Source organism: Embleya sp. NPDC055664 (genome assembly GCF_053618075.1).
This window is the reverse complement of the sequence record NZ_JBSHGZ010000011.1, coordinates 125,720-144,241: the sequence shown is the minus strand read 5'-3', so window position 1 is coordinate 144,241 and position 18,522 is coordinate 125,720. Positions and strand designations below refer to the sequence as shown.

At 72.9% G+C, this 18,522-nt stretch carries 14 protein-coding genes; 9 read left to right on the top strand and 5 right to left on the bottom strand.

The window, feature by feature from the left end; genetic code table 11:
- The first annotated feature begins 8 nt into the window (after positions 1-8).
- The 4 genes from ACWGR4_RS20585 (at position 9) to ACWGR4_RS20570 (ending at position 8,242) form a co-directional block, all read left to right on the top strand.
- The gene (locus ACWGR4_RS20585) at positions 9-680 is read left to right on the top strand and encodes a class I SAM-dependent DNA methyltransferase (protein ID WP_452128637.1); all 672 of its coding nucleotides are present in this window, start codon (positions 9-11) and stop codon (positions 678-680) included.
- Between the two features lie 128 nt (positions 681-808).
- The gene (locus tag ACWGR4_RS20580) at positions 809-2,812 is read left to right on the top strand and encodes an FUSC family protein (protein ID WP_452128636.1); all 2,004 of its coding nucleotides are present in this window, start codon (positions 809-811) and stop codon (positions 2,810-2,812) included.
- A gap of 67 nt (positions 2,813-2,879) precedes the next feature.
- Positions 2,880-3,626 carry a Clp protease N-terminal domain-containing protein gene (locus ACWGR4_RS20575; RefSeq protein ID WP_380004358.1) on the top strand — a complete coding sequence of 249 codons (747 nt, stop codon included), beginning with the start codon at positions 2,880-2,882 and terminating at the stop codon, positions 3,624-3,626.
- A 365-nt stretch (positions 3,627-3,991) separates the two neighbouring features.
- Positions 3,992-8,242: a molybdopterin-dependent oxidoreductase gene (locus ACWGR4_RS20570; protein WP_452128635.1), complete on the top strand. Its 4,251-nt coding sequence runs from the start codon at positions 3,992-3,994 to the stop codon at positions 8,240-8,242.
- 31 nt (positions 8,243-8,273) lie between these two features.
- Here the strand turns inward: ACWGR4_RS20570 and ACWGR4_RS20565 are convergent, their stop codons facing one another.
- Positions 8,274-8,822 (bottom strand): MOSC domain-containing protein, encoded by a 549-nt coding sequence (locus tag ACWGR4_RS20565; RefSeq protein WP_452128634.1) that lies wholly within the window; start codon positions 8,820-8,822, stop codon positions 8,274-8,276.
- A gap of 84 nt (positions 8,823-8,906) precedes the next feature.
- On the bottom strand, positions 8,907-9,710 hold the full coding sequence (locus ACWGR4_RS20560) for a methyltransferase domain-containing protein (protein ID WP_452128633.1): 804 nt from the start codon (positions 9,708-9,710) through the stop codon (positions 8,907-8,909).
- Positions 9,711-9,835: 125 nt separating this feature from the next.
- Here ACWGR4_RS20560 and ACWGR4_RS20555 point away from each other — a divergent pair, with 125 nt between their 5' ends.
- From ACWGR4_RS20555 to ACWGR4_RS20540, 4 genes are all read left to right on the top strand, one after another.
- Entirely contained in the window at positions 9,836-10,819 is a 984-nt protein-coding gene (locus tag ACWGR4_RS20555) for an STM4015 family protein (RefSeq protein ID WP_452128632.1), read from the top strand.
- A gap of 570 nt (positions 10,820-11,389) precedes the next feature.
- Complete coding sequence (locus ACWGR4_RS20550) at positions 11,390-12,049, top strand: pentapeptide repeat-containing protein (protein WP_452128631.1); 660 nt, start codon at positions 11,390-11,392, stop codon at positions 12,047-12,049.
- 153 nt (positions 12,050-12,202) lie between these two features.
- The gene (locus ACWGR4_RS20545; protein WP_452128630.1) at positions 12,203-13,783 is read left to right on the top strand and encodes an MFS transporter; all 1,581 of its coding nucleotides are present in this window, start codon (positions 12,203-12,205) and stop codon (positions 13,781-13,783) included.
- A 382-nt stretch (positions 13,784-14,165) separates the two neighbouring features.
- A complete protein-coding gene (locus tag ACWGR4_RS20540) occupies positions 14,166-14,876 on the top strand; it encodes an AAA family ATPase (protein ID WP_452134224.1) in 711 nt (236 codons plus the stop codon).
- Between the two features lie 154 nt (positions 14,877-15,030).
- On the opposite strand, the gene ACWGR4_RS20535 is transcribed toward ACWGR4_RS20540, so the two are convergent.
- Together ACWGR4_RS20535 and ACWGR4_RS20530 are read right to left on the bottom strand one after the other, a co-directional pair.
- On the bottom strand, positions 15,031-15,240 hold the full coding sequence (locus ACWGR4_RS20535; protein WP_452128628.1) for a hypothetical protein: 210 nt from the start codon (positions 15,238-15,240) through the stop codon (positions 15,031-15,033).
- 183 nt (positions 15,241-15,423) lie between these two features.
- Entirely contained in the window at positions 15,424-16,500 is a 1,077-nt protein-coding gene (locus tag ACWGR4_RS20530; RefSeq protein WP_452128627.1) for an enoyl-CoA hydratase/isomerase family protein, read from the bottom strand.
- Positions 16,501-16,791: 291 nt separating this feature from the next.
- Between ACWGR4_RS20530 and ACWGR4_RS20525 the strand changes: the two genes are divergently transcribed.
- Entirely contained in the window at positions 16,792-17,655 is an 864-nt protein-coding gene (locus ACWGR4_RS20525) for a siderophore-interacting protein (protein ID WP_452128626.1), read from the top strand.
- 34 nt (positions 17,656-17,689) lie between these two features.
- On the opposite strand, the gene ACWGR4_RS20520 is transcribed toward ACWGR4_RS20525, so the two are convergent.
- Positions 17,690-18,283: a TIGR03086 family metal-binding protein gene (locus tag ACWGR4_RS20520; RefSeq protein ID WP_452128625.1), complete on the bottom strand. Its 594-nt coding sequence runs from the start codon at positions 18,281-18,283 to the stop codon at positions 17,690-17,692.
- Between the last annotated feature and the right edge of the window lie 239 nt (positions 18,284-18,522).

Here is an 18,522-nt window from a genome sequence, read left to right as displayed (position 1 = left end):
CCGTCCCCATGGCCCCCGATCCCGTTTCGCCCTCCCCGTCGGCACACGGCGCACGCTCTCCCGCCGCCGCGTTGTTCGACGCCATCGGGGCGGGCTACGAGAGCGCGTTCGCCGATCTGCCCGAACAACTGGCCGCACTGGACTGGCTGATCGCCGAACTCCCGCCCGGCTCGAAGGTGCTGGACATCGGATCCGGTACGGGCCGGCCAACCGCCGAGCGGCTGACCGCGGCCGGCCACCGGGTGACCGGAATCGACGTCTCGGCGACCATGGTCGAACTGGCCCGGGCCCGGGTCCCGGGCGCCGTCTTCGAACAGGTCGACGCCCGCGACCTGGTCGACGACGACGCGGCCTGGGACGCGGTCTGCGCGTTCTTCCCGTTCCTGCAACTGCCGCGCGCCGACCTGGACCACCAACTCGAACGCCTGGGCGCCCGGCTCGTGCCCGGCGGGCTGCTCGCGTTCGCGACGGTGCCGGCCGAGGCGGACGGCGTGGAGATCGACTGGCTGGGCCACCGGGCCCGGGTGACCAGCCACGCGCGGGAGGAACTGCTCGTGCGCCTGCGTGCCGCCGGGCTGGAGATCCTGCACCAGCGGGTCAGCGTGTTCCATCCCCACCACCACGCCGCCGGACCGGAGGAACAACTCTTCGTACACGCGCGCAAGTCCGTCGCGGGCTGAGCGGTCGTGGCCGGGGCGCCGGCCGGCCGGCGGCAGCCGGCCGGTACCGTTGACCCCGCAGCGGAATGCCGCACTCATCCGGCTCCGCGCGCCTTGTCCGTCCGCCTCGCCTCGTTCGGGATCCTGTGATGACGATGACCGAACGTGCGGACCCGAGCGACGACGGGCGGTCCGCCGGCGCCGCCGCCCGGTCCGGCCGCCTCGCGCCGCCGGAGTGGCTGGCGCTGACCCTGCGTGCCACCCCGGGCCCGATGCCGAAGGCCGCCGCGGTGCGTGCCGCGATCGGCATCGGCGCGCCGCTCGCGGTGGGCGTGCTCGTCGACGACACCGCCTCCGGCGCGCTCGTGGCCATCGGCGCGCTGGGCGCGGTCTTCGGGGACACCGCCGACGCCTACCGGCTGCGCGTCCTCAACATCGCCGTCCCGCAGATCGTCGGCGCGATCGGACTCGCGCTCGGCAGCGCGCAGTTCGGACACGGCTGGTCCGCCGTCGCGATGCTCACCGTGCTCGCGCTGGTCGCCGGGATGATCAGCACGATCGGCGCGGTGGCCTCGGCGTCCGGCCTGAACCTGCTGCTGATGGCGGTGATCGGGGCCGGCCTGCCGATGCCCTCGCCGTGGTGGCGCGCGCCGATGTTGACCCTGGCCGGGGCCGGGCTGGTGCTGCTGATGGCGCTGCTCGCCTGGCCCGCGCGCTCGCGCATCCCCGAACGGGACGCGGTCGCCGACGCGTACGACGCGACCGCGAACCTGCTGGCGGCGGCCGGCACCGAGGAGTGGGAGCCGGCCCGGGCCGAGGTGACGCTGACCCTCAACCACGCGTACGACCTGCTGCTCGGCCGACGGGCGGTGGCACCGGGCCGCAGTCGCGGCATGTCGCGGCTGGTCGCGCTGCTGAACGCGGTCGGCCCGCTGGTCGAGGCGGGCACCGCGACGCACGCCGAGGAGCGCTCCGTGGCCGAGGTCGACGTGGCCACCGTGCGCGAGATTGCGGCTGCGGTGCGCGGCGGCACGGTCCCCGTCGGCTCCGCCGACCGTTCGGGCGTCTGCGCTCCGGCCGATCGTGCGGTGGCCGCCGCGATCACCCATGCCCGGGAGACGTTGTCCGGTGCCTACCGGGTACCCGATCGGGTCGGCCGTCCGGGTGCGCTGCCCGAGCGGGTGGCGGCCGGCGCGCGTGCTCTGCTGGTGTCGGCAAAGTCGTGGCGGTACGGGCTGCGGCTGATGTTGTGCATCGGGGTGGCTCAGGCGCTGGTGTCCGTGGTGGACGTACCGCGCTCGTACTGGGTGCCGCTGACCGTCACCTTCGTTCTCAAACCGGACTTCGGCTCGGTGTTCTCCCGGGCCCTGCTGCGCGCGCTGGGTACGGCGGCCGGGCTGGTGGTGGCGGGCGTGATCCTGGAGTTCGTGCCGCGCGGGGGTTGGGAGGTGCCGGTCGTGCTCGTGCTCGCGGCGGCGCTGCCGATTCTCTCCCGGCGCGGCTACGGCTATCAGACCGCGGTGATCACGCCGCTGATCCTGATCCTGTCCGATCTGCTGGGGCACCAGGGCGTCGGGTTGCTCGCGCCGCGCCTGGTGGACAGTCTGATCGGCTGCGCGATCGTGCTGGTCGTGGGTTATGCGCTGTGGCCGGAGAGCTGGCACACCCGGGTCGGCGCGCGGTTGGCCACCGCGATCGAGGACACCGCGCGCTACATCGAGTGCGCGTTCGACGAGAACGCCGACCAGGCTGCCCGGGCCCGGACCCGGCGGCGGATCTATCGCGATCTGTCCGATGTACGGACCGAGTTCCAGCGCGCGCTCGGCGAACCGCCGCCGGCGGGTGCCCGGGCGGCGGCGTGGTGGCCGCTGATCGTGGCGGTGGAGCGGGTGATCGACACGGGTACGGCCGCGGCGGTGCACACCGCGCACGGCGCGCCGCCGCCCTCGCCGGAGGCGGCGGCGCACATCGCGGCCGAACTGCGGGCGTTGGCGGCGTCGATGCGCTCCGAGGGCGCGGGCGCGGTGGGGGTCGTACCGGCGGCGGTGGAGGAGCCGCGGGACGTGTTCTCCGACGTGCGGAGGGAGGTGCGTTCGGTGCGCTCGACGCTGGACGGGCCGTCGGAGGCATCGGAGCAGCCGAGGAAACTCTGAGAGTCGGCGCCGACACGAGCGTCAACCAAGGGTTGACCAATCATGATGGTCAACCTACGGTTGACGCATGGAGAATCCCACGCGCATGACCAACCCGGTCCGGCTCGACGATCTCATCGAAACCATCAAGCAGACCCACTCCGACATCCTGGAACAACTGTCCGGCGCGGTGATCGTGTCCGATCACCTCGGCGAGGTGGCCGACCACCTCATCGGTCACTTCGTGGACCAGGCCCGCCGCTCCGGCGCGTCCTGGAAGGACATCGGCGCGAGCATGGGCGTCACCAAGCAGGCGGCGCAGAAGCGCTTCGTCCCGAAGACGGCCGGCGAGTCCGAGCTCGATCCGCGGCAGGGCTTCGGCCGGTTCACCGCCCGGGCCCGCAACCTGGTGGTGGCGGCGCAGAACGAGGCGCATGCGGCGGGCAACGTCGAGATCGGGCCGGTACACCTGATCCTGGGCCTGATCGCCGACCCCGCCTCGCTCGCCGCCGCGGCCGTGGTCGCCCAGGGGGTCACGCTGGACACGCTCCGGGAGGCGGCTCGCGCCGAACTGCCGCCGACCGCCGAGACGGTGCCCGACCTCGTTCCCTACGACGCGGCGGCGCGCAAGGTCCTGGAACTCACCCTGCGCGAGGCATTGCGGCTGGGCCACAACTACGTCGGCACCGAGCATGTCCTGCTCGCCCTCCTGGAGTTCGAGGGCGACTCGGACGGCGTCCTCGGCGGCCTGGGCATCGACAAGGCGGCCGTCGAGGCGTATCTGGCCGAGGCGCTGGCGGCCATCGCGGGCGCCGCCGACGGATCGCAGGACTGAGCTACGCCGCGATCGGTGGTGTCGTCCACACCACGGCCGCCCGAGCGGCGTCGTCGCCGGCCCACCGCCGGGGACGACGCCGCTTCGGCGTTCGCGTCCGACTCGCCCGGCACCGTCGTTTCCGGTGTCATCCTCGCGTCGATCCGCGGACGCGGCTCGCCTCACCGTGGTGACCGGGCGTTTGTGCGGTCGACGTAACCCCCGACGCGGGGGCGCGTGATGTGCGCGAAACCGCCGCTCCTTAGCGTCCCGGACATGGGGCTCGGGCGGCGGCGACCGCACCCGCGGCGCCCTGCCGGGCGCGTACCGGCATATACAGGTGTGTGCCGGAAGTTCCGGAGAATACCGGGAAAGGGGTGTCGCCCGTGTCGGGATCGGATCCGAAGGTGGCCGACGACACCGTGCGGACCGTCTGCTCGTACTGCGGGGTCGGCTGCGGCATGCTCCTCGACATCGCCGTCGACTCCGCGACCGGCCGGCGCACCGTGCTCAAGGCGCGCGGCGACCGGGCGCACCCGACGAACCGGGGCCGGCTGTGTACGAAGGGCGCCACCAGCGCCGAACTGCTCACCGCCCCGGGCCGGTCGACCACCGCACTGGTCCGCGCCGAGCGCGACGCGGCGCCGACGCCGACCGCAGTGGATGCGGCGATCACCACGACCGCCCGGCGGTTGCGCGAGATCCTGGACGCGCACGGCCCGGATGCGCTGGCCTTCTACGTCTCCGGCCAACTCACCCTGGAGGCCCAGTATCTGGTCACCAAGCTGGCCAAGGGCTTCGTCGGCACCAACCGGATCGAGTCGAACTCGCGGTTGTGCATGGCAAGCGCCGGAAGCGGCTACAAACTCTCGCTCGGCGCGGACGGACCGCCCGGCTCGTACCAGGACTTCGACCACGCCGACGTCTTCCTGGTGATCGGCGCCAACATGGCCGACTGCCATCCGATCCTGTTCCTGCGCATGATGGACCGGGTCCGGGCGGGCGCCAAGCTGATCGTGGTCGACCCGCGCCGCACCGCCACCGCCGACAAGGCCGACCTGTTCCTGCAGATCCGTCCCGGCACCGATCCGGCCCTGCTGAACGGCCTGTTGCACCTGCTCGTGGAGAACGGTGACACCGATCCCGCGTTCATCGCCGAGTGCACCGAGGGCTGGGACGAGATGCCGGAGTTCCTGCGGGACTACCCGCCGGCGCGGGTCGCCGAGCTGACCGGCCTGGCCGAGCAGGACATCGGGCAGGCCGCGCGGTGGATCGGCGCGGCGGGGGAGTGGACCAGCTGCTGGACGATGGGGCTCAACCAGAGTACCCACGGCACCTGGAACACCAACGCGTTGATCAACCTGCATCTCGCCACCGGCGCGATCTGCCGACCGGGCAGCGGCCCGTTCTCGCTGACCGGGCAGCCGAACGCGATGGGCGGCCGGGAAATGGGCTACATGGGACCGGGGTTGCCCGGGCAGCGTTCGGTACTGGTGGCCGAGGACCGGGAGTTCGTCGAGCGGCTGTGGGAGGTGCCCGCCGGGACGCTGCGTGCGGAGGCGGGCGGCGGCACGGTGGACCTGTTCGCCCGGATGGCCGCAGGTGACGTCAAGGCGTGCTGGATCATCTGCACCAACCCGGTCGCCTCGGTGGCCAACCGGGACGCGGTGATCGCGGGACTGCGGGCGGCCGAATTCGTGGTCACCCAGGACGTGTTCGCGGACACCGAGACCAACGTGTACGCCGATGTGGTGCTGCCGGCCGCGATGTGGGCCGAGACCGAGGGCGTCATGGTCAACTCCGAACGTAATCTCACGCTGTCCCGGCAGGCCGTCGACCCGGTCGGCGAGGCGCTGCCCGACTGGCTGATCATCGCCCGGGTCGCGCGCGAGATGGGCTTCGCCGACGCCTTCGACTACGCCGGTGTCGAGGAGGTGTTCGACGAACTCGCGCGGGCCCGGAACCCGGCGACCGGCTACGACCTGAGCGGGGTGAGCCATGAGCGGCTGCGCGAGGGACCGGTGCAGTGGCCGAGTTCGGCGCCGGACGGGCCGGACCGCAACCCGATCCGATACCTGCCGGCCGATGCCGTGGAGCCGGGCGACGCGGGCGACACCCGCCGCCGGCCGCGCTTCCCGACCGCGAGCGGGCGGGCGGTGTTCTTCGCCCGGCCGCATCTGCCACCCGCCGAACCACCCGATCGGGACTACCCGATGGTGCTCAACACCGGCCGCGTGCAGCACCAGTGGCACACCATGACCAAGACCGGGCGGATCGACACGCTCAACCGCCTCGACCCGGCGCCGTTCGTGGAGATCCACCCCGAGGACGCACTGGAGTTGGGCATCGAGGCGGGCGACGTGGTCGAAGTGGCCTCCCGACGCGGGCGCGTGGTGTTGCCCGCCCGGCCCACCGACCGGGTCCGGCCGGGCAACTGCTTCGTGCCGTTCCACTGGAACGACCGGTTCGGCGCGTTCCTGGGGATCAACGCGGTCACGAACGACGCGGTCGACCCGATCTCCTTCCAACCCGAATTCAAGGCGTGCGCGGTGGCGTTGACCAAGGTCGCGGGTCCGGTCCGCGCCGACCCGCCCGCGCCCTCGACCCCCGCGTCGGACCCCGCGTCGGACCCCGTCGCAGCGCCGTCGGCCCCGACCGACCCCGACATCCGCGCCGCGGCCACGCTGCTCGGCCTCGGCGACCTCGCGCCTCCGGTGTACACGGACGAGGAACGGCGCTACCTGGCCGGGTTCCTCGCGGGCGTGGCCGGATCCGGGACGAGCCGGGCGCTCGGCGTCCCGGTGCTGCCCGACCGGGCCCCGATCGCCCCGGCCCGGGTGCCGTGGGTCAACGGACTCCTGGCGGGCCTGTTCTCCCGGGCCGTCGAGACGCCCGCCGCCACCACCGGAGCCGTCGCGGTCGCCGACCCCGCGGCCGAACCACCGGACGAGGGCGACGTGTTGGTGTTGTGGGCCTCGCAGACCGGCAACGCCGCCGAGTTGGCCGGCTCGATCGCCGGCCGACTGGCCGCGGCCGGGCGGCGGCCCGTCGTGTGCGAGATGACCGAGTACAGTCCGGACACGCTGCCCAGCGGCGTACCCGTGCTCCTGATCACCAGCACCTTCGGCGACGGCGAGGCACCCGACAACGGGGCCGGGTTCTGGGCGGCGCTGACCGGGGCCGGGTGGCCGGAGGTGCACGGGCTGCGCTACGCCGTGTTGGCCCTGGGCGACTCGGGCTATGCCGACTTCTGCGGGCACGGTCGCCGCCTCGACGAGCGGTTGGCCGAACTCGGCGGCACCCGGATCGCCCCACGCGCCGACTGCGAACCCGACTACGACCGAACCGCCGCGAGCTGGCTGGACGGGGTACTGGCCGCGCTCGGCGGCACCGGGCCGACGCCCGGCGCGCGCACGACGACCGCAACGACCGCTACGCCGAAAGCCGTTGCCGCGACCCGCAAACCCGTACCGGCGTCCGGCGCACAGTCGCCGACGGCCGCCGTCGGCTACTCGAAGACGGCGCCCTTCCCCGCCCTGCTGATCGGCGATCGACTGCTCGGCCTGCCCGAATCCGCCAAGGAGGTACGGCAGTTCACCTTCGATACACGCGGCGGTGCACACGGCGACCTGGACTACGAGCCCGGCGACGCGCTCGGGGTATGGCCGGTCAATCGCCCGGAGGCGGTGGCCGAATGGCTGGCCGCCACCGGCCTGGACCCGGCGACCCCGATACCCGTGCCGGACCTGGGCGAACTCGCGCTCGGCGAGGCGCTGCGGAGCCGGTTCGAAATCGCCCGGATCACCCCCGAACTGCTCCGGTTCGTCGCGAAGCGCACCCACGACCGGGACCTGGAGCGGCTGCTCCGGGCCGGCGGTCGGGACGAACTCGCGCGGTGGAGTTGGGGCCGCCAGGCGGTGGACGTGATCGGCGGGTTCGGGGTGCGGGCGGATCCGGTCGAGTGGGCCGGCGTGCTCAAGCGGCTCGAGCCGCGGCTGTACTCGATCTCCTCCAGCCCGCTCGCGCACCCCGGCGAGGTGCGGATCACCGTTTCCGTGGTGCGCTATCGCAACGAGGCCGGTGTCGAGCGGCAGGGGGTGTGCTCCGGGCACCTCGCGACGCTGGGCGCCGACGGGCCGGTGCCGGTATTCGTGCGCCGTTCCCCGCACTTCCGGCCGCCGACGGATCCCACGACACCCGCGGTGATGATCGGCCCCGGTACGGGCGTCGCGCCGTTCCCGGGTTTTCTGGCCGATCGGCAGGCGCGCGGTCACACCGGGCCGAACTGGCTGTTCTTCGGCGAGCAGCGGCGGGCCACCGACTTCTACTACCGGGACGAACTCGCCGAGTTCCGCCGCGTCGGGCTGCTGGATCGGCTCGACCTGGCGTTCTCCCGCGACCAGCGGGCCAAGATCTACGTCCAGGACCGCATGCGTGAACACGGCCCGCGCCTGTGGGACTGGGTGTCGCGCGGGGCGCACGTGTACGTCTGCGGCGACGCGGGTCGCATGGCGAAGGACGTCGACCGCGCGCTGCGCGAGATCGTGATCGCCCACGGTGGGCGGTCCGAGGACGAAGCGGACGCGTACGTACGGCAGATGGTCGGGGAGCGGCGCTATGTGCGGGACGTGTACTGAGCAGTGAGCAGTGCGCGCCGGCGGCGCGGGTTCAGACCCGTTCCAGGGCGCGATGCGGCGGCGCGGGCACCTCGACCCGGATGGGATCGCCGGGTCGGATCTCGCCGCCGGCGCGGACCACGCCCATGATGCCCGCCTTGCGCACCGGGTTGCCCGCTTCGTCCCGACCGACGACCTCCTTGAGCAGGCCGGCGCGGAACGTGTTGATCTGCTGACACGGGTTGCGCAGTCCGGTCACCTCGACCACCGCCTCGGCGCCCAGGTGCAGCAGCGTGCCGGTGGGCAGGCCGAGCAGGTCGATCCCGCGCGTGGTGACGTTCTCGCCCAACTCCCCGGGAGCGACGGCGAATCCGGCGGCGGCCAGCTCCTGGTGCAACTCGGCGTGGATGAGGTGTACCTGGCGCAGATTGGGCTGCGTGGGGTCGACCGCGACCCGCGATCGGTGCTTTACGGTGACGCCGAGGTGGGCGTCGCCCTCCACGCCGAGGCCGGCGAGGAGGCGGATGGTCTCGACATTTCCTTTGCGGAACGTGTGTGCGTCGCTCCGCGACACCGCCACCACATTGCCGTACACGTCCATGCCGCCCCCTTGGTTTCCATAAGAGACTCACTATGCTCCGACGACACAGTACGACAACGCCCGCCCGCACCGCACGCGGTCGGCCTATCTCCGGCGCCCCCACGCCGAGATCAGTGGCGCCAGGGCCAGGTCGAGCCGGCCGGCGGCGATGGCGGCCAGGTGGCGGTCGATCTCCTCGTCGCTCGCCAGGCCCTGTTCGACCAGGTGGTGCCGGACCTGCCGCACCGTGGCCGCCTCCAGTACGGCACACGCCGGCGAGGTGATCGGGAAGTATGCGTCGGCCCGTACGTCGTCCAGCCCCGCCGCGCGCAGCAGACGCGGCAGGGTCCGGCCGTAGGCGAGGTCGGCGCCGCGCGCCGCCATCAGGGCGCGGACGTCGGACCGGAGTCGGTTGGCGAGCCGCTGCTCCGGGCCCGACTCGTCCGGGCACGGCAACGGTTGCAACATCGGGTCGGCGTCCTCGACGAGCAGTACGCCGCCGGGGCGCAGCGCCTCGACCATCCGACGCAGCGCCTCCGCGCGGTCGGCGACGTGGATCAGGACCAGCCGGGCGTGCACCAGGTCGAAGCCACCGGCCGGCGGCGGATCGACCGCGACATCGTGCGTGAACACCTCGATCACACCGCCGGCGACGTCCCGCGCCCAGGACACGTCGATGTCGGTGGCGACCACCGTCCCCGTCGGCCCGACCCGCTCGGCCAGCCCCAACGGCACCGAGGTCCCGCCGGCCCCCACCTCCCAACACCGCATCCCGGACCCGACCCCGAGCCGATCCACGTGCCCGAACGTCACGGGGTCGAACAACTCCGCGAGCGCCCCGAACCGAACCCCGGCCTCGGCCTGCCGGTTGTCCAACAGATAACCCTGATCCCCACCGACGTCACCCATCCCGCAATCCTGCCCCACGGTGCGGGTGGTCCCGGGGCGTCAGGCCCGCGAACAGGCGTCGCCCCGCTCTGGTATGCAAGTCCCCACACCCCCGGGCCACGCCGCCTCAAAGGAGTCGCTCCGCCATGGACACGTACGGGAACGCGAACACGTTCGGCGGCCTGCCCGTCGCCCGCCTGAACGACATCCCGAACCCGAGGGCCACCTGGCTCGAGAACGCTCGCGCAGGCGGCCCCCAGCCGCTGCCGGCCGCGGACGAGGCCGCGTGGTCGCTGCGGATCCCGCCGTACCGGGCGGCCGAGACCTTCCCCGAGCACTTCGCGCGCTTCGTCGCCACGGTCGACACGACAAAGGTGAGCGCGCTGATCATCGGCTGTTGGGGGGAGAGCGACGACAGCTCCGGCATCGCCGTCGACGAACTGGTCGCCCACGCCGATCGGTTGCCCGCGCTGCGCCACCTGTTCCTCGGCGACATCTGGAGCGAGGAGAACGAGATCTCCTGGATCCGGCAGAGCAACGTCACGCCGCTGCTGCGGGTGTTCCCCGACCTGGAGTCCCTGATCATCAAGGGCGGTTCGATGCTCACCCTCGAACCCGTCGAGCACGCGGCGCTGCGGACCCTGGAGTTCCAGAGCGGCGGCCTCCCGGACGACGTCGTGCGCGCCGTCGGCGCGTCGGCGTTCCCCGCCCTGGAGTCCCTCGAACTGTGGCTCGGCGTCGAGGAGTACGGCGGTGACGCCACCGTCGACGACCTGACCGGCATCCTCGACGGCCGCGGCCTGCCCGCGCTCACGACACTCGGCCTGATGAACAGCGAGATCCAGGACGAGATCTGCGCCGCCGTCGCGTCGGCCCCGATCGTCTCGCTCCTGCGCACGCTCGACCTGTCCATGGGCACGCTGGGCGACGAGGGCGCCGAGGCGCTGCTCACCGGGCAGCCGCTCACCCACCTCGAACGGCTCATCGTGAGCCACCACTTCATGACCAAGCGGATGTGCGACCGACTGGCGGAGGCACTGCCCGGCATCGTCCTCGGCCTCGAGGACGTCGAGGAGGAGGACGACTCGGACGGGTCCGAGGTATGGCGATACGTCGAGGTGTCCGAGTAACCGGGGTACCCGTCGCGCCGGCTCTCGTGCGTGATCTTCTGCGGATGCTGCCGATCGGACCTCGGGCCCAGCACCTGCCGGCGCGGGTCCTGGTGGGCACCGCGGCCGAGGTCCACGAGCGCGACACGGGTCGGAGTGTCCCTGGCGGGGTTCGGCGAGGTCGGCCGGGAGGTGGTGCGTAAGTCGTCCTCCGTCGCACGATCGTTCTCACGGAACTCGGCTTCGGTCGGCCGCCCGCGTCGCCGAGCGTCGTCACCCGTCGGCAATAGGCTTGCCACGCAGCGGAGTTGGTGCCGGGCGCCGAGCGGGAGAGCGGGCGACGCGGCCGTATCAGAAGCGATGTGACCTGCGTCACGCAAGCGCTTTGGGATAATATCGCCGTATTCTGCGGGGGCCTCGCCCGGAGTCGCGCATGCCGCCGTGCGTCGCCCGCGGGGCCGCGTCGATTCGGTGGATCGCGGCGTCGCGCGATAGGCATGGACCTCCGCCCACCGCGCCCCGTTCGGCGACGGTCGTGGGCGGGCAAGCCGCGGGACCCGGTCCCGATGATGCGTTCGTGGAGGATTCCTGATGCGCGCCCGTGCCCCTCGTGACTTCGACCAACTGCCGTACGCCCACCGGCTCGTGGCGTTCGACGGCGAACTCGACCGGGAAGGCGACCACGAGTTCGCACACTTCGACGGAGGCGTGTTCACGGACGTGGAGGGCGGCGGCACCGCGTTCACCTCGTCGGCCTTCTCCTCGGTGAGCTTCAACGGCGGCCGTTACCGCCGTGCCCGGTTCGACGACGTGTGGCTGCACGCCGCCCGCATCGTCGGCACCGACCTCGCGGAAACGACGTGGATGGACGCCGAGTTCACCGCGTGCGTCCTGGCCGGCCTCGAGGTGTTCGGCGCCGGGCTGCGCCGAGTCGTCTTCCACAACTGCAAGTTCGACTCGGTCAACCTGCGGGGGGCCAAGCTGCGCGAGGTCTCCTTCGTGGACTGCCTGCTGCGCGACGTGGACTTCGCCGGCGCGACGCTGACCGATCTGCGCTTTCCCGGCTCGACCCTGGAGCGGGTCCGCCTGGACAACGCCGTGCTGACCAGGGTCGACCTGCGTGAGGCGGGCGCGCTCGGCTTCGCCTCCGGCGTCGACGCACTGCGCGGCGCGACCGTCGACAGCGCCCAACTCCTCGACCTGGCCCCGGCGCTCGCCCAGGTCCTGGGCCTGATCGTCAAGGACCGGTAGGCGCACGCGGGGAGTTGGCCGGCCGGCCCGTCGCCGCCCCGATTTCCGCGCCGAGCGTGAACGGGTGCGAGGTTCACGGACCACAGCGCAATCACTCGGGCACACTGGGTGAGTAGGCCGTTCCATTCCCGACGCGTGAGGTCGTCCGCAACCATGGCTCAGCCCGCATCCCCCACCCCGTCAACCTCAGACGCATCACCACCCTCGGCCGCGGCGGCACCGGTCGGCCGTTGGCCGGCCATACTGGTCAGCGGCGCCGGCATCCTGATGACCCTCGACGTGACCATCGTCAACGTCGCGCTGCCCGACATCGCCGACGATCTCGGCGCCAAGCTCGGCGGCCTGCAGTGGGTGGTCAGCGCCTACACGCTCGCCTTCGCCGCGCTGCTGCTCGCGGCCGGTTCGGTCTCCGACCGGATCGGCCGGCGGCGGGTGTTCGGCGCGGGCGTGGCCCTGTTCACCGTCGCCTCGGCGGCCTGCGCGTTCGCGCCGAACGTGGGCACGCTGATCATCTTTCGCGGCATCCAGGGCGTCGGCGCGGCGATGGTGATGGCCACCTCGTTGGCACTGCTCGCGTCCGCCTACTCCGGGCGCACCCGACAGACCGCGATCGGCGTCTACTCCGGCCTCAGCGGTGCCGCCGCCGCGCTCGGGCCACTGGTCGGCGGTGCCCTGGTGGACGGGCTCGGTTGGCGGTGGATCTTCCTGATCAACCTCCCCGTGGGTGTCCTGGTCGTGGTCGGCACCTGGCTGAAGCTGCCCGACGACACCACCGACACGGCAGGGCGCGGGCGCCTCGACCTGGCCGGCGTACTGCTCGCGATCGGCGGCCTGTTCGCGCTCAACTACGCGGTGATCAAGGGCCCGGAGGAGGGGTGGACCGCGACGATCGTGTTGGCCACGCTGATCGTCGGGACGATACTGATCGTCGCCTTCGTGGTGGTCGAGGTGGTCCGGCCCTCGATCGCGTTGCTCGATGTCCGGCTGTTCCGGATCCCGTCCTTTACCGGGGCGATCCTGGCCAGTCTGTTCGGCCGGATCACCTCGTTCGGGCTGTTGCCGTTCCTGATCCTGTGGTTGCAGGGCATGCTCGGCAACTCGCCGTTCCAGACCGGCGTCAAGATGCTGGTGCTGACCGTTCCGCTCCTGCTGATCGCACCGCTGAGCGGGCTGGTACAGCGGGTGTTGACGCCGGGTCAGGCGATCGGGGTGGGCTTCGCGGTGGCCGGGGTCGGGTCGCTGACCATGGCCCGGGTGGACGCGGGCAGTTCGTGGACGGTCATGCTGCCGGGCTTCGTCCTGCTGGGCATCGCGGGCGGATTGAGCTTCCCGCCGCTGATGGGCGTGGCGGTGGGCGTGGTACCGGCCGAGCGGGCCGGGATGGCCTCCGGCGCCACCAACATGTTCTTCCCGCTGGGCACTTCGATCGGCGTGGCCGCCGGCGGCGCGCTGCTGACCGCGCGGATCGCCGACGACCTGGGCGACGACGTGCTCACCGGCGGTGGCGTGCCCCCGGGCGCGGCCGACCGGGTTCGCGACGGCGTCGCCTCCGGCCGGTTCGCCCCGCTGAAGGACCACCCGGCGGCGCTGGCCGACGCCCGGGACGCCTTCACCTCCGGCCTGGCCCAGGTATGCCTGCTGATGGCCGTCATCGGCTTCGTGGCCGCGATCCTGTGCACGGTGCTCATCCGCGAATCCGACCGCCACGACGCCCCGACACCCGAGGCGGGCTGAACACGTTCGCGACACCGAACGATCCCGTTTGCTTCCGCCGTGTGCACCGGAAGCGAACGGGATCATCGACGTTCCCGAACGAGCCCGGCGTACGCCGATCGCCCGGACACGCTCGCGTGGGGAGCGGGATTTCGGGTGACGATGATTATCGTTGGCGAGCCCGGGCGGGCGGCGAGCGGCGCGACCTGTGAGGATGTCCGCTGGTGTCGCGCCCGACCGCGGGTCCTGTCGCGCCGGGGGAGTTGTGCCGATGCGTCGAGGGACGCGGCGGAGGCGGATGTCGCCGGGTGCGGCACGGGCGTGGGAGGCGGCGGTGGGCGAGATGCAGGGGGCGGACCGGATGGGTGCGAGGGAGGAGTCGGCCGGGGGATCCGGAGGAGTGATGCGACCGTGCGGACTCGTCGATCTGCGCGGGCGAGAGCACGGGCCCGCCGTGCTCGGGTATCCCGCCGGCGCCGTCGTGGTGGTCTCCGGGCTGCCGGGGAGCGGCAAGAGCACGCTGCTGAACCGCTGGTCCGGATCGGCCGTCGTGGTCGACCCGCGTACGGCGCATGTCGAGTATCAGGACCGGATGCCCTCGTGGTTGCCGTACGCGGTGTATCGCCCGTGGGTGCGGCTGCAACACGTCAGGCGGCTGCGCGCACACGTGCGGAGCGGGAGGCCGGTCCTCGTGCACGACTGCGGCAGTCGATCGTGGATGCGTCGATGGTTGGCCAGGTCCGCCGATCGGCAACGACGCGAACTGCACCTGGTCCTGCTCGCGGTGGACGCCGCCGACGCGCTGGCCGGGCAGGAGAAACGCGGACGCTGGGTACCCGGGCGGGTCTTCGACCGGCATCGGCGCGGCCTGACCCGGTTGTTGCTGGCGCTGTCCGTACAGGGCGCCGCGGTCGTCCCCGAGGCCGCCTCCGTCGTACTGCTCGACCGCACCCTGCGCGAACACGTGGTCGCCCTGGAATTCGGCCCGGACCGTGTGGCCGCACCCCGTCCGAAGACCCCCGAGCGGCCCCCGGCCCCGCCCACCGCGACCCCCGCGCACGTCGTGGTCACCCGACACCGACGCGACCCCAGGGCCCCCGAACCCGCGTCCTAGTCGGGGCGGGGCGCGTCGCCGCACCAACGGCGACCCCCGTGCGCCCCGCCCCGCCCCGATCCGAGCCGCCCCGCCGGCCCCGTGTCCCCGATGCCGCGCCGCCCGCCGAGTCCCCTGTGCCCGGCGGACGAGCGCCACTCATCGGAAGCATGATTCACCGCGCCAACAGGTGCAGCCCGCGGTGCATGTCGTGGGCCGGTTCGAGCACGGCGAGCGTGGTGAGCGCCACCGCTCCCGCCCGCTCGGCCCGGCGCATCCCGGCCTGGGCCCGCCGCTCCCGCCACGCCGTGCGCCGCAGCGCCGCGCGGTCCGCGTCCGCCAGGATCTCCCGCTCGCGCGCCTTGAACATCTCGTACTCGATCACGACCGTCTCCTGTTTCCCCCGACCCGGCCTCCCCGGTTCGTGGTAACAGCTTCGCGGCCCAGGTGGGCCCCGGACATCGGGCGGATGCCTCATCCCTACGCGCCGGACAAGCCCCGAGACCCCTAAGGCGTCCTAGGGATCCCCACCCGCCGACCCGGAACCCCCGGCCCGGCGCCCGCCCGCTCAGCCCAGTCCCAACTCCCGCTCCCCGAGCGGCGCGAAGAACGCCTCCACGTCGGCCGCCCCGACCTCCGCGAGCGTCGCCGGTGACCAGCGCGGCCGGCGATCCTTGTCCACCACCTGCGCCCGTACACCCTCGACCAGATCGGGCGTGCTCACCGCCGCGCACGAGACCCGGTACTCCTGGTCCAGCACCGCCCCCAGCGACCCGGCCCGCCGGGCCCGACGCAGCGCCGCCAGCGTCACCTTCAGCGCCGTGGGCGACTTGGCCGCGATCAGCTCGGCCGCCTCCTTGGCCGCCGGTTCGCCGCTGTCGAGCAGCCGGTCCAGGATCTCCTCGACGGTGTCCGCCGCGTAGCACGCGTCGATCCAGGCGCGCCGTTCGGCCAGTACGCCGGCGGGCGCGGGCTCGGCGTGGCGGGCCGCCGCCTCGGTCGGGTCGCCGGCGGCCAGGGCGTCGAGCAGGGCGGGCAGCCGGTCCGAGGGGACGAAGTGGTCGGCGAGCCCGCACAGGATCGTGTCGGCGGCGCCGATCGCACCGGCCGTGAGCGCCAGATGGGTGCCGAGCTCGCCGGGGGCGCGGGAGAGCAGGTACGTGCCGCCGACATCCGGTACGAAGCCGATCCCGGTCTCCGGCATGGCCACCGTCGAGCGCTCGGTGACGATGCGTACGTCGCCGTGTGCCGAGACGCCGACGCCGCCGCCCATCACCACGCCGTCCATGATCGCGACGTAGGGCTTCGGATACGCCGCGATCCGCGCGTTGAGCAGGTATTCGTCGCGCCAGAACTCGCGCGCCGCGTGTCCGCCTTCGAGCGCGTCCGCGCGGATCGCCCGGATGTCCCCGCCCGCACACAGCCCGCGCTCGCCCGCGCCGGTGATCAGTACGGCCGCGACGGAGTCGTCCCGCGCCCACTCGGCGAGCGCGGCGGTGATCCGGCGCACCATCGGGTGGTCCAGTGCGTTGATCGCGCGCGGCCGGTTCAGGGTGATCCGACCGAGCCGGCCCGCCGGTCCGATGCGATCGACCAGCACGGTGTCCTCGGGGGCGGGCTGCGGGGGCTGCGCGTGCGGCGTCATGGTGCGTCGTTCCCTTCGGGGTCCGGAAAGAGCCGATCGGCGGCGGCCCCGGCGACCCGCCCCGTTCGCGGCTCCCCGGCGTCCGTACACCCCGACGATCTCTCTCGGCACCGTATCGCCCGGCCCTCGACGCCCCGCAGGCACGCACGTGTGCGGTCTTCCGGGCCGCTTGCCCGGCGCCGAAATCCCTGCGCGGAATCGCCTTGACAAAGTCGCAGGATTTCTTGCTAGACCTACCCAAGCCGGTTCACCCAACCGTCGTCAATCAACGCATTCATGGGGGTTTGCGCCATGGGCGGATCACCGCTCGTTTCTCTTCTCCACGTCGCCGAGGTCACCCGGATCACCCCGCGCATGACGCGCGTGAGCTTCACCGGGGAGGGGCTGGGCGACGACTTCGCGACCTGGCCCGACCAGCAGCTCAAGCTGTGTTTCCCGCGCGCCGGACAACGCGCGCCGCTGCTGCCGCAGGAGGATCCGGACGATCTCCAGCGGTGGTACGGGGCGTTCCTGGCCATCCCCGAGGCCGAACGCCCCTGGATGCGCAGCTACACGGTCCGCGCCCACCATCGCGAACGCGCCGCGATCGACGTCGACTTCGTGCTGCACCCGGACGCCGGCCCGGCCACCCGGTGGGCCCGGTCGGCGCGCCCCGGCGACATCCTCGCCCGCTACGGCCCCTCGGCCGCCTACGCCCGGCCGCTCGGCGCCGCCGACACGCACCTCCTGGTCGGCGACGAGACCGCGCTGCCCGCCATCGGCTCGATCCTGGCGGCGTTGCCCGAGGACACGCACGCGATCGTGTACGCGGAGGTGGTGGACGCGGCCGAGGAGCAACGTTTCCGCTCCCGGGCCCGGCTCACCATCCACTGGCTGCATCGCGGCACGGTGCCGGCCGGGCACGGTGACCTGCTGCCGGCGGCGCTTCGGGCCGCCCGATTGCCGGAGGGGTCGACGCGGGCCTGGTTGGCGGGTGAGGCGGGCACGGTCCGGGCGCTGCGCCGGCACCTGGTCGACGAGCGCGGACTGGCCAAGGGGGCGGTCGAGTTCGCGGGCTACTGGCGCCTGCGGCTGACCCAGGACGACGCGCCGACCGAGGCGGACCTGGCCGAGGCGCGCGAGCGGATGGCGGACGCGGCGGCGACGGGCTCCTGAGCGAACCGGTCCCGCCCCCTGGTCCCCATCGCGCCTACGCCGCCCGCCACGACGGGCTGCGGCCGGCCATGGCGACCACCCGGTCGAGCAGCGGCGCGTCGGCGGGGACGGCCACCGGCGGCGCGAAGATGGCGTCCGGGTCGGGCAGATCCGGGTCGACCGCCTCCTGGGCCGGGGTGAGGAAGGCCAGCGAGGCCTCCAGGTTCGCCGTGTCCACGGTGTACTCGCGGCCCAGCGCGCGGGCCAAGTCCCAGCCGTGCAGCAGGAGTTCGTTGTGCGCGACGAGCCCCATGACCTCGGCGGGCAGGGTCACCCCGCCGGCCTGGGTCATCCCCTCCCAGGCGTGCGTGCGCCGCCAGACGGCGACGAGTTCGTCCAGCTCGCGCGGCAGGATCGTGCGCCAGTCCGGGTCGAGGTCGGGCATCTTCGCGGGCGGGGCGGTGGCGGTGGTCGGGCCCAGGTCCTTGCGGCCCGCGTCGCGGAACGCGATGGTCAGGCCGACCAGATGGGAGAGCAGATCCCGGACCGCGTAGTTCGCACACGGGGTCGGATCGTCCAGCCGGTCGTCCGGCAGGTCGGCCGCGAGACGGGCGACGGTCGCGGCAGGCGAGTGCAGATCCACGGTCATGGGGTGGCTCCTCTGGGTGCGGTTCGAGTCCTTGGGGGGTGGACCGTGCGGGCCGGGAAAACTCATCGGTGTATCCGCACATCCGCACATCCGCACATCCGCATCGCGTTTTCTCGCGTGCCTCCGCCGGTGGGGGGGGGGGCGGGGTGGGGGGGGGCGGGCCCCCCCCCCACCCCCCCCGCGCCCCCCCGGGGGGGGTTGTGCCCTCAGCCGCGGGGGGGGGGCGGCGGGGGCCCGCC